The organism is Oceanobacillus damuensis (genome assembly GCF_001618145.1).
GTDB classification, from domain to species: Bacteria; Bacillota; Bacilli; order Bacillales; family Amphibacillaceae; genus Oceanobacillus; species Oceanobacillus damuensis.
Map to the genome: position 1 here is coordinate 1 of NZ_LQNF01000028.1, position 12,794 is coordinate 12,794.

10 protein-coding genes and 1 other annotated feature are annotated in these 12,794 nt (G+C 40.9%); all 10 genes read left to right on the forward strand.

The annotated features are described in order from the left end of the window. Window positions 1-244: 244 nt before the first annotated feature. Window positions 245-946 carry an MgtC/SapB family protein gene (locus tag A4245_RS14515; protein WP_067729166.1) on the forward strand — a complete coding sequence of 234 codons (702 nt, stop codon included), beginning with the start codon at window positions 245-247 and terminating at the stop codon, window positions 944-946. Window positions 947-1,140: 194 nt separating this feature from the next. Further along, complete coding sequence (locus A4245_RS14520) at window positions 1,141-1,608, forward strand: CtsR family transcriptional regulator (RefSeq protein ID WP_067729168.1); 468 nt, start codon at window positions 1,141-1,143, stop codon at window positions 1,606-1,608. 41 nt (window positions 1,609-1,649) lie between these two features. Continuing rightward, window positions 1,650-2,198 carry a protein-arginine kinase activator protein McsA gene (locus A4245_RS14525; RefSeq protein WP_067729170.1) on the forward strand — a complete coding sequence of 183 codons (549 nt, stop codon included), beginning with the start codon at window positions 1,650-1,652 and terminating at the stop codon, window positions 2,196-2,198. Next, window positions 2,195-3,259 carry a protein-arginine kinase McsB gene (locus tag A4245_RS14530; RefSeq protein ID WP_067729172.1) on the forward strand — a complete coding sequence of 355 codons (1,065 nt, stop codon included), beginning with the start codon at window positions 2,195-2,197 and terminating at the stop codon, window positions 3,257-3,259. The genes A4245_RS14525 and A4245_RS14530 overlap by 4 nt, the downstream gene beginning before the upstream one ends. Window positions 3,260-3,272: 13 nt before the next feature. Further along, window positions 3,273-5,702, forward strand: coding sequence for an ATP-dependent protease ATP-binding subunit ClpC (gene clpC / locus A4245_RS14535; protein WP_067729174.1), 2,430 nt, complete (start codon window positions 3,273-3,275; stop codon window positions 5,700-5,702). 405 nt (window positions 5,703-6,107) lie between these two features. Next, on the forward strand, window positions 6,108-7,481 hold the full coding sequence (radA, locus tag A4245_RS14540) for a DNA repair protein RadA (RefSeq protein ID WP_067729175.1): 1,374 nt from the start codon (window positions 6,108-6,110) through the stop codon (window positions 7,479-7,481). Window positions 7,482-7,701: 220 nt separating this feature from the next. Beyond that, on the forward strand, window positions 7,702-8,793 hold the full coding sequence (locus A4245_RS14545; RefSeq protein ID WP_067729177.1) for a PIN/TRAM domain-containing protein: 1,092 nt from the start codon (window positions 7,702-7,704) through the stop codon (window positions 8,791-8,793). Between the two features lie 121 nt (window positions 8,794-8,914). Continuing rightward, window positions 8,915-10,384, forward strand: coding sequence for a glutamate--tRNA ligase (gene gltX / locus A4245_RS14550; RefSeq protein WP_067729179.1), 1,470 nt, complete (start codon window positions 8,915-8,917; stop codon window positions 10,382-10,384). Between the two features lie 60 nt (window positions 10,385-10,444). Beyond that, window positions 10,445-10,660 (forward strand) — a binding site (T-box leader). Window positions 10,661-10,737: 77 nt separating this feature from the next. Beyond that, the gene (cysE, locus tag A4245_RS14555; protein WP_234402423.1) at window positions 10,738-11,412 is read left to right on the forward strand and encodes a serine O-acetyltransferase; all 675 of its coding nucleotides are present in this window, start codon (window positions 10,738-10,740) and stop codon (window positions 11,410-11,412) included. Continuing rightward, window positions 11,393-12,793, forward strand: a complete 1,401-nt coding sequence (gene cysS / locus A4245_RS14560; protein WP_067729181.1) for a cysteine--tRNA ligase — start codon at window positions 11,393-11,395, stop codon at window positions 12,791-12,793. The genes cysE and cysS overlap by 20 nt, the downstream gene beginning before the upstream one ends. Window position 12,794: the final 1 nt, after the last annotated feature.

Consider the following 12,794-nt stretch of genomic DNA (forward strand, 5'->3'; position numbering starts at 1 on the left):
TTCAGCGCCGATGGTAGTTGGGGCTTTGCCCCTGCAAGAGTAGGACGCCGCCAGGCTAATTAAAAAGAGTTAAGCTACAGCTAATGTATCTTAACTCTTTTTTTGTATTACATCATAAAAATGATAATGATGAAGAGGATTCTATTCAACACAAGAGAGTCATATTCTAAATAAGAGATGATGTGTTAATTATTATGTGAAAGGGTAGTTTTATTAGATAGATTTTAGGTGGGGGATGAAGAAATTGAGCTATTATATCGATCAACTATTTGGAGACAACTTTAGTTTAATAGTAATCCGACTATTTGTTGCCCTGGTTTTATCCGGGTTAATTGGTTTTGAGAGAGAAGTGAATAATCACTCGGCAGGTTTTCGAACCCATATTCTCGTAGGTGTAGGCTCGAGTTTAATGATGGTATTGTCCTTATTTGGCTTTACTGCTTTTATCGAGGCATATGATAATGTCCGATTCGATCCTGCCCGAATTCCTTCTTATGTAATCAGTGGTATAGGGTTTCTTGGGGCTGGTACTATAATTGTTTATGGTGGAACGGTCCGTGGTCTAACTACTGCAGCTTCGATTTGGGCTGTGGCAGGTATCGGTTTGGTTGTAGGAGTAGGTATGTACAGTGTAGCAATTGTAACAACCTTACTAATTTTAATTAGTCTTATCTTTCTTAATCGAATTGAAAATTTATTTCCTAAGTCCAAATCCAGTAATTTTATAGAGATGGTTGTTGAAGAGAACTTTAAAATTTATCAAGCAGTAGAGATTATTGAGAAATATAATTTATCTGTTAAAAACGTGGAGATATTCAGAGTGGAAAGCAATCTAAGAAAAATTTATATAAAGACAGACGTAAAAGAGAATCAAAATCTGGTTGAATTATTTGGAGAATTATCACGAAATAACCTTGTCAAACATATCTCCAAGTTAAATAGTTAAACTGTCTTAAACCTTACATGAATGACTGATGTAAGGTTTTTTGTTTTGATTTCATTAAATTTGTCTAAAATATATAAAGTAAGATGTTTGCATCTCATTATTTTTTGCGTATAATAAAAGTAAAGTCAAAGATAGTCAAAGTCAAAAGATACTACAAGCTGAGATAACTCATACGGATAAGAGGTGCAGGGAAAATGAGCAATATTTCGGATATAATTGAACAATACTTAAAAAATGTTCTCCAATCAAAGGGGCAAAACACTATAGAAATTAAACGCAGCGAGATTGCCGATCAGTTTCAGTGTGTCCCGTCCCAAATAAATTATGTAATTAATACGCGTTTTACTGTTGAAAAAGGGTATATAGTAGAGAGTAAACGTGGTGGTGGTGGATATATCCGAATCATGCGGGTGAAGCACCAGGATAAATCAGAACTTATTGATGAAATTATACAATTGATTGGGCTATCGGTTACACAGCGCTCTTCGGTCGATGTACTTGAGCGACTATTGGAAGAGGGAATAATCACGAAGCGCGAAGCAAAGATCATGCTAAGTGCAATAGATCGTACCACATTGGCCTTTCAATTGCCGCTGCGGGATGAAGTCCGGGCGAGAGTTCTTTCCGCAATGCTTTCGACACTGAAGTATTTAAGTGAATAATAAAGTCCATCTTCATTTGCAAAGGTAAAGGGGGAATAACTTTGGAATGTCAGGAATGTCACGAAAGACCTGCTACACTGCATTTTAAACAGATTATCAATGGGGAAGAAACAGCAGTAAGCATGTGTGAGGATTGCGCCAAGAAAAAAGGGTATATGTCATACCCTGAAGAAGGATACTCACTACATGATTTACTCACCGGACTGTTCAATTTCGATAACCTGAAAATGTCCAATCCGAGCGGAAAACAGTTAAAGCAAGTAAAAGACCTGCAATGTTCTTCATGTGGAATGACCTTTTCAGAGTTTAAAAAAGTAGGTAAATTTGGGTGTGCCCATTGTTATGAATCTTTTGCTTCCAGGTTAGAACCGATTTTCCGCAGAGTACATGCAGGCAATACAAAGCATTTTGGTAAAATACCAAAACGTGCAGGCAGTGATTTACATGTGAAAAGGCAATTAAAAAGCTATAAAGAGGAACTTAAAAACCTGATTGAATCCGAAGCTTTTGAAGAGGCAGCAAAAGTCAGGGACAAAATCAAGGCATTGGAAAAAGGGCATAGAGAGCCGGAAGCAGGTGATGAAATATGACCTTGGAGAATTTTATTGACGAAGCGATCAGTCCATGGATGCTTGAAGATGGGCCGGATAAAGATATTGTTATGAGCAGCAGGATCCGATTGGCAAGAAACTTTGCCAATGTTTCATATCCAATTCTTGCTGAACAGGATACGTTGGAAGAAATCCGAAGCTTCTTTGAAAAAGAATATGCACATCAATCATTTCAATCCTATGAGGATCTGGAATTTGTGTCCATAAGGGATTTAACACCTGTAGAAAAAACTGTTTTGGTTGAAAAACACCTTATCAGCCCGCATTTGGCAAAACATGCACAACAGGGTGCGGCACTGATCTCAAAAAACGAGCAGGTGTCAGTGATGATTAATGAAGAAGACCATATTCGGATTCAACTCTACTTTCCGGGTCTGCAGTTAAGAAAAGCATTAGAGCACTCATTCCATTTTGATGATTGGCTGGAACAAAAAGTCAATTATGCATTTGATGAAACGAAAGGTTATTTGACGAGCTGCCCGACAAATGTCGGTACCGGGATGCGGGCTTCTGTCATGATGCATCTCCCTGCTTTGGCGATGACGAATCAAATTAACCGAATGATTCCGGCGATCAGTCAGCTCGGCCTCGTTGTGAGAGGAATCTATGGGGAAGGCAGCGAGGCACTAGGCAATATTTTTCAAATCTCCAACCAGATCACACTTGGAAAGTCCGAGGCTGACATTATTGAAGATCTTGAAAGTGTAGTGAATCAGTTAATTGATCATGAAAGAACCGCACGTAATCATATAATAGAACAATCAGGAACAAAGCTTGAGGACCGTGTATTCCGTTCATATGGTGTGCTTCAACACAGCCGTATCATTGATTCAAAGGAAGCATCAAAGTGCATTTCTGACGTGCGTATGGGGATAGATTTAGGTATTATAAAAAATACATCAGGAAATATCTTAAATGAGTTAATGGTTCTTACACAACCGGGTTTTCTTCAACAATATGCAAATAGAACTTTGAAAGCGGGTGAACGTGACGTACTGCGTGCAACACTCATTCGCGAGCGATTAAAATTGGAAAAATAGGAGGGAAATCCAGATGATGTTTGGACGATTTACAGAAAGAGCACAGAAAGTATTGGCTTTATCACAGGAAGAAGCAGTAAGGCTCGGCCACAATAATATTGGTACAGAGCATATTTTGTTAGGTCTGGTCCGAGAAGGAGAGGGTATTGCCGCGAAGGCTTTGCAGTCCCTTGGTCTAGAGGTATCAAAGATTCAGGAAGAAGTTGAAAAACTAATCGGTGTGGGAAAGCAGCCGATGCAATCGATACACTATACACCACGTGCAAAGAAAGTGGTTGAGCTATCTCAAGATGAAGCAAGGAAACTTGGTCATTCCTACGTAGGCACAGAGCATATATTACTTGGTCTGATTCGTGAAGGAGAAGGTGTTGCCGCCCGGGTATTGAATAATCTGGGGGTCAGCCTAAATAAAGCGAGACAACAGGTTCTTCAGTTGCTGGGAAGCAATGAATCTCAGGCAGGACGTCAGGGTCGTGCAGGACAACAGTCAAATGCAAGTACACCTACCTTGGATTCGCTGGCTAGAGACTTAACTGTCAGTGCCAAGGAAGGTAAGATTGACCCAGTTATTGGCCGTGCCAAGGAAATTGAACGTGTCATCCAAGTATTAAGCCGCAGGACGAAAAACAATCCGGTATTGATCGGGGAACCTGGTGTTGGTAAAACTGCTGTAGCTGAAGGGCTTGCACAGCAGATTATTGATAACGAAGTCCCGGAGACATTAAGGGATAAGCGTGTCATGACCCTTGATATGGGAACCGTCGTTGCTGGTACTAAATATCGCGGTGAGTTTGAGGATCGCCTGAAAAAAGTAATGGAAGAAATTCGTCAGGCAGGAAATATTATTCTATTTATTGATGAACTCCATACATTAATTGGTGCTGGCGGTGCAGAAGGTGCTATCGATGCTTCTAATATATTAAAGCCTTCGCTTGCCCGAGGTGAGTTGCAATGTATCGGTGCAACCACATTGGATGAATATCGCAAGTACATTGAAAAAGATGCAGCACTTGAACGGAGATTCCAGCCGATCCAAGTTGATGAGCCTACATTGGATGAAACTATCCAAATCTTAAATGGACTTCGTGACCGTTATGAAGCACATCACCGTGTAACGATAACTGACGAGGCTATCGAAGCAGCAGCTACACTTTCCGATCGTTATATAACGGATCGCTTTTTACCGGACAAAGCCATTGATTTAATCGATGAAGCAGGTTCCAAAGTAAGGCTTCGCTCCTATACGGTTCCACCTAATCTGAAAGAACTGGAACAGAAGCTTGAAGAAGTTCGAAAGGAAAAGGATGCAGCAGTACAGAGCCAGGAATTCGAAAAGGCCGCGTCTTTACGTGACTCCGAACAGCGTTTCCGTGAAGAACTGGAGAAAACGAAGGATGAATGGAAAGAAAAACAAGGTCAGACAGATTCCGAAGTGACAGTGGAAGATATCGCGAGTGTCGTTTCCATCTGGACTGGAGTTCCGGTATCCAAATTAACAAAGGACGAAAGTGAACGACTGTTAAATATGGAAGAAATTTTGCATAACCGTCTTATTGGCCAGTCAGAGGCAGTCGATGCTGTTTCTAAAGCTATACGCCGGGCACGTGCCGGTTTAAAGGATCCGAAGCGTCCAATTGGTTCATTCATCTTCCTTGGACCAACAGGTGTAGGGAAAACGGAGCTGGCCCGTGCATTGGCAGAAGTAATGTTCGCTGATGAAGATGCAATGATACGAATTGACATGTCTGAGTATATGGAGCGACATGCTACTTCCCGTCTGGTTGGTTCACCTCCAGGTTATGTTGGATATGAAGAAGGTGGACAGTTGACGGAAAAAGTTCGTCGGAAACCATATTCGGTCGTATTGCTTGACGAAATCGAGAAGGCACATCCGGAAGTGTTTAATATTTTACTGCAAGTACTTGAAGACGGACGATTAACTGACTCAAAAGGTCGTCTGGTCGATTTTCGTAATACGGTCATCATCATGACATCGAATGTTGGAGCGAGTGAACTCAAACGAAATAAGTATGTTGGGTTTAACATGGGTGATGAAAAGCAGGAACATGAAACTATGAAATCCAAAGTAATGGACGAATTGAAAAAGGCATTCCGCCCTGAATTCCTGAACCGGATTGATGAAACAATTGTATTCCATTCCCTGGAGAAGGAGCATATGAAGGATATTGTCACCCTTATGCTGGAACAATTGCAACGTCGTTTGAAAGGCCAGGATATCCATTTGACCCTGACGGATAAGGCTGTTGAAAAAATTGCTAATGAAGGTTTCGACCCTGAGTATGGTGCAAGGCCATTGCGCAGGTCAATCCAGAAGAATATAGAGGATTTGCTGTCTGAAGAATTGCTCAAAGAAACGATTGCCAAAGGCCAAAAGATTAAAATTGGGCTAAACAATAAAGGTGATTTTACCGTTCTCACCTAAAAAGAACTTCATTCAGGAGACCTTTCTTTTCCCGGCAGGCAGAAAAGTATAGACTTTCCTACCTGCATAAGTGCAACTAAGGCTGTCACCGAAAGGCTTGGTGACAGCCAAGCATTATAACCAATGATAACCATAGTAAGGAAACTTCAAGAAGCTAGGAGATAATGTCTTCTAGCTTTTCCTTGGCAAATAGGAAAGTATAAACTTGCAGGCTGTATAAGTGCAACTAAGGCTGTCACTGAATAGCTTGGTGACAACCAAGTTTTCTAAAATGACAGGATGCATATCAAAAGCAAAACCCATCGAGTTGTGGCATAAATATGTAATATTATTTTATAAATTGATAGGATTCTGTAACCTGCCAGGCTTAAAAATGTTTTAAAATAAGTAGGAGTGGATAATGATTTGGCTAAGAGAAAAACAAAGTATGTCTGCCAGGATTGCGGATATGAATCAGCAAAATGGATGGGCAAATGTCCTGGCTGTAATAACTGGAATACGATGGTTGAAGAAATCGAAGCCTCCACTGTAAGGGGCAGGAGTTCTATTTCCAATGGAACACAATCGGTAAGTAAACCGGAAAGTATCACGGCAATCGAATCACAAAAGGAACCAAGAATTACTACTGCCATGAAAGAGTTTAATCGTGTTCTTGGTGGAGGAATCGTTCTCGGGTCATTGGTATTAATCGGCGGCGATCCTGGTATTGGTAAGTCGACCCTGCTCTTACAAATATCTTCCCAGCTTGCAGAAAAACAATTGCCCGTACTGTATGTATCCGGTGAGGAATCGACACGTCAGACTAAGCTTCGCGCGGACCGATTAGGCATTAAGTCAGACTTACTGTATGTTCTATCTGAGACGAATTTGTTTGATATTGGAAAGCAAATTGAAGAAGTTCGCCCGTCTTTCGTAGTGATCGACTCGATTCAAACCATTTTTAAGGAAGAAGTGACAAGTGCACCGGGAAGTGTTTCCCAAGTGCGTGAATGTACGGTTGAACTGATGAAAATTGCAAAATCGAATGGAATCCCGATATTTATCGTCGGTCATGTTACAAAAGAAGGAGCCATTGCAGGTCCAAGGCTATTGGAACATATGGTGGATGCCGTTCTGTACTTCGAAGGTGAAAGACACCATACATATCGTATTTTGCGTGGAGTCAAAAACCGATTTGGAAGTACAAATGAAATGGGCATCTTTGAAATGAAGGAAGAGGGTCTGAGAGAAGTTCTGAATGCATCCGAAATATTTCTGGAAGAACGTTCTGAGGGAACAGCGGGTTCAACCGTTGTCGCATCAATGGAAGGAACAAGACCAGTCCTTGTAGAAATCCAAGCCTTAATCTCACCTACCAGCTTTGGGAATCCAAGAAGAACTGCTACAGGTATTGACCATAATCGGGTACCGTTACTAATGGCAGTGCTTGAGAAGCGGGTTGGACTTATGCTTCAGAATCAGGATGCTTACATTAAAGTTGCTGGAGGCGTCAAGCTGGATGAGCCTGCCATTGATTTGGCCCTTTCTGTCAGCATAGCATCCAGTTACCGTGACAAGCCTACAAATCCCGACGATATTTTTATAGGCGAAGTTGGTTTAACCGGTGAGATCAGAAGAGTTTCCCGTATTGAGCAGCGTGTACAGGAAGCGGCCAAGCTTGGATTTAAGCGGGTAATTTGTCCAAAAAACAATCTGGAAGGATGGACTTTTCCAAAAGGCATTAAAGTTATTGGTGTAAGTACCGTTCAGGAAGCACTGGAAATAGGAATAATCAGCTGATGTGGGAATTTTTAGAAATTGAATCGTTTTATGTGCTGTGCTATGATTTGCTTGGCGGGTAGGAAAGTTTAAACTTGCCAACCTGCATAATTTCAACTAAGGCCGTCACCGAAAGGCTTGGTGACAAACAAGTTTTCTGAATATGATTGTCTTTTTTCATTTTTTTTAAGGGTTACATTTTAATAATATAGGCAATAATAAAGGTTAGGAGGTGTCGATAGTGCTCAATAAAGTTGTGCATTTGTTTTTTATTATCCTGGGTGGTACCATTGGATACTTGTATGTCCCGGAATTAATTAGGATATTGAACTTCACTGATTCCGGATGGGCTAGTTCGCCGTATTTAGGCATGATCATAGGTGCAATTATCTTTTTTATCCTTTCATACTGGCTGGCAGATTATATTTTGGACTTTTTAAGATGGGTTGAAGACGCGCTTATTAAGCTTCCGGCAATGGATTTGTTCTTCGGTAGCATCGGTTTGATTGTTGGATTGGTTATTGCATATTTTATCAACATGCCCCTTCAGGATATAAACATTCAAGTTGTTTCACAGGTTCTGCCATTATTTATTACGATTGTTCTTGGTTATCTAGGTTTCCAGGTTGGGTTCAGACGCAGGGAGGAGTTTGTTGGCCTGATGAAAACAAACAAAAAGGAACGACGCCGCCCGTTGGAGGGTGAAGATGCGGACCTGCTTATACCTAAAGCAAAAATTTTGGATACAAGTGTTATTATCGATGGCAGAATTGCAGATATTTGTCAGACTAATTTTCTTGAAGGAACGATTATCATCCCGCAGTTTGTTCTTGGAGAATTACAGCATATTGCTGACTCTTCCGATACACTGAAAAGGAATCGAGGGCGCCGTGGTCTGGATGTACTGAATCGTATTCAAAAGGAATTGCCTGTAAAAGTAGAAATCTATGAGGGTGATTTTGAGGAAATATCTGAGGTTGACAGCAAACTGATCAAGCTTGCTAAAGTAATTAATGGGATTGTTGTAACCAATGATTTTAACCTGAATAAAGTGTGTGACCTTCAAGGTGTGAGCGTACTGAACATCAATGATCTTGCAAATGCTGTTAAGCCTGTTGTACTGCCGGGAGAAGAACTGGTCGTGCAGGTGATCAAAGATGGGAAAGAGCATAATCAGGGCGTAGCATACTTGGACGATGGTACTATGATCGTTGTTGAAGAGGGCCGCGATTATATTGGTCAAACCATTGAAGTTATCATTACGAGTGTATTGCAGACATCTGCCGGACGGATGATTTTTGCAAAACCGAAATTACTTGAAAAAGCACTGTAAAAAGGGTATAACTTATAGAGGATGTAATAAAGTGATAACATGTATTGTGTTATCACTTTTTCATATAACGGTAATCTATTTTGTCTAAGAATTATCTTTTAATAATGAGAGGGGCAACATCATGAGTAATGAAGTCCGGGTACGATATGCGCCAAGTCCAACAGGTCACTTGCACATTGGTAATGCACGTACAGCTTTATTTAATTATTTATATGCAAAGCATTTTGACGGGAAATTTATTATACGTACGGAAGATACGGATGAAAAACGTAATGTAGAAGGCGGCGAAGAAAGTCAGCTGAAATTCCTGAAATGGCTTGGTCTTGAATGGGATGAAGGTGCTGATATTGGCGGAGATTATGGTCCATATCGTCAAACAGAACGCTTGGATATTTACAATAAATATGTGGACGAGCTGCTTGAAAGAAACCTTGCTTATAAATGCTACATGTCAGAAGAAGAGCTTGAAGCAGAGCGTGAGGAACAACGTGCGAATGGGCAAGTTCCGAAATATTCAGGAGCCCATCGTGATCTGACGGAAGAACAAATTGCAGCATTTGAAGCGGAAGGTCGTAAGCCGAGCATCCGTTTCCGTGTACCTGGAAATAAAACATATACCTTCCAGGATATTGTCCGTGGGGAAATTACGTTTGAATCAAGCGATTTCGGTGACTGGGTAATTGTGAAGAAGAACGGGATTCCTACGTATAACTTTGCGGTGGCGATTGATGATCATCTGATGGAAATTTCACATGTTCTTCGCGGTGAAGAGCATATTTCCAATACACCAAAACAGATGATGGTTTATGATGCTTTTAATTGGACAGCACCAAAATATGGTCACATGACATTGATTCTTAATGAAGAACGAAAAAAATTAAGCAAGCGTGATGAGCATATTCTGCAATTTATTGAGCAATACCGGAACCTCGGTTATTTGCCGGAAGCAATGTTTAACTTTATCAGTCTATTGGGCTGGTCTCCGGTTGGTGAGGAAGAAATTTTCTCTCAGGAAAAACTGATTGAAATATTTGATCCGGAACGCCTATCTACATCTGCCGCTATCTTTGATCAGCAAAAGTTGAAATGGATGAACAATGAATACATTAAAGCGGCTGAATTGGATAAAGTGATTGAACTTGCCATGCCGCATCTCGTTGAAGCTGGGAAATTGCCGGAAGATATGGATGATGAAAAAAGAACCTGGGCAGAAAATGTAATCAGTCTTTATCGCGAGCAATTGCGTTATGGTGCTGAAATCGTTGAATTGACAGAGCTTTTCTTCAATGAGCATATCTCCTATGATGATGATGCAAAGGAAGTGCTGAATGGGGAGCAAGTACCGGAAGTGCTTCAGGTATTTACGGATAAGCTGATTCATTTGGATGACTTTTCGAAGGATTCCATCAAGGCCCAATTTAAAGCGACCCAAAAAGAAACAGGCCATCGTGGCAAAAAGCTATTTATGCCGATTCGAGTGGCTACGACCGGCCAAATGCATGGACCTGAACTTCCATTCGCCATTGAGCTGTTAGGGAAAGAAGTCATTCTTGCAAGACTTGATAAAGTTCTTAAACAATTGGGTGCTTAATGATTCACATTTGGGCATACGTATAATATAGTATAAATAAAGCTTAGTGGTGGACTAAATATATGAACGTTGAAAAGGGAAAGTAAAAACGGGCTGCTTATTCAGAGAGAATCACATACGCTGTGAGTGATTTTAAGCAACTGTTTTGAAGTGCCCCTTGGAGTCTGTTATGGAAATTACAGTACATGACAGCGGTACTCTTCCGTTATGAGAGCTCAAGTTGGGAGATTTTTGATCTTCAAACAGAGTGGAACCGCGCATGTTAGCGTCTCTGTGTATATCGTACACAGGGGCGTTTTTATTTTTTTCATATGCCAAGTTTTCTAACAAATAAGGTGATGGGGGTCGACTCAATGGGGATGTTTAAAACGATGAAAGAGGATATGGATGTGGTGTTCGAACAGGATCCTGCAGCCCGGACCTATTTGGAAGTATTGTTAACTTACGCAGGACTGCATGCGGTGTGGGCACATCGTATGGCACACTGGTTTTTCAAAAGGAAGCTATTTTTTATTGCTCGTGCAATATCTCAGATCAGCCGATTTTTTACAGGCATAGAAATACATCCAGGAGCAAAAATTGGAAGACGTCTGTTTATTGATCATGGAATGGGAGTTGTCGTGGGAGAAACATGCGAAATCGGCAATAATGTCACGATATTCCAAGGGGTTACGCTTGGAGGCACAGGAAAAGAAAAAGGGAAACGGCATCCTACGGTTAAAGATAATGCACTTATTTCTACGGGGGCAAAAGTTCTAGGTGCGATTACAATCGGTGAGAATTCAAAGGTCGGTGGCGGATCTGTCGTGCTCAAGGATGTACCGGACAATTCGACAGTTGTTGGAGTGCCTGGCAGAGTCGTTGTACAGGATGGGGAGAAGGTAAGAAGAGACCTTGATCACCATAAAATCCCGGACCCTGTGTTAGACCGTTGTGAGCATTTACAGGAGCAAATTGATTCTTTAAAAGCAGAAATCGCTTTGTTGAGAGAAGGGAGCAAGGAATACCATGTCAATAAAAATTTATAATACGCTGACAAGAAATAAGGAAGATTTTAAACCACTTGAAGAAGGTAAAGTGAGTATGTATGTCTGTGGGCCGACGGTTTATAACTATATTCATATAGGAAATGCAAGACCTGCTATTGTGTTTGATACGGTAAGGAGATATTTTGAATATAAAGGTTTTGATGTTGATTATGTATTGAATTTTACCGACGTTGACGACAAGATTATCAAGACGGCAAACGAATTGGGAGTAGAAGTCCCTGAACTCGCAGACAAATTTATCCAGGCCTATTTGGAAGATGTGGGGGCACTGGGGGTCAAGAAGGCTACACATAATCCACGGGTCATGGAAGCGATGGATGATATAATTCGTTTTATTGATGTGCTTATTCAGAAAGAATATGCCTATGAAGCCGAGGGTGATGTCTACTTTAAGCCGCGAGCATTTGAAGGATATGGAAAGCTGTCCCATCAGTCCATTGATGAACTTCGCTCCGGTGCAAGAATTCAGATTGGCGAGAAAAAGGATGATCCGCTTGATTTTGCCCTTTGGAAAAAAGCGATAGACGGACAAATCTCATGGGATTCACCTTGGGGGAAAGGACGCCCTGGATGGCATATTGAGTGCTCGGCAATGGTAAAGAAATATCTTGGTGACACAATCGATATTCATGCAGGAGGGCAGGATCTGGCATTTCCTCATCATGAAAATGAGATTGCCCAATCCGAAGCCATGAATGGTCATACGTTTGCAAACTATTGGATGCATAATGGGTATATTAATATCAATAATGAAAAAATGTCCAAATCTCTCGGTAATTTTGTGCTCACAAGAGATCTGATCGCAAACCACGATCCTAAGGTTCTGAGGTTCTTTATGCTCAGTGTGCATTATCGGAATCCAATTAATTTCACGGAGGAATTGCTTGAAAGTGCAAAAAACAGCTATGATCGAATCAAGACAGCTTACCAAAATCTGGAGCACCGTAAACAGTCAAGCATGAATCTGGTCGATGATACGGATAGTTGGATAACAAAAGTCGATGAGATGAAAAAACGTTTTGAGACTGAGATGGATGACGACTTTAATACTGCAAATGCTATTTCTGTACTATTTGACTTGTCCAAAGAAGCAAACGTGTACCTCCAGTCTAAACAGACATCTGCAAAAGTTATTGAATACTTCCAGAAAACGATGCTGTCGCTGCTTCAAGTACTCGGAATTGATTTGGCTGAAACAGACGTGCTCTTGGATGAGACGATTGAAGAACTTATTGAAGAAAGAAATAAAGCAAGGAAAACCCGTGATTTTGCACGTGCGGATGAGATAAGGGACTTATTGAAAGAAAAGAATATCATTTTGGAAGATACACCTCAAGGGGTTCGTTGGAAAAGAGGGTAAC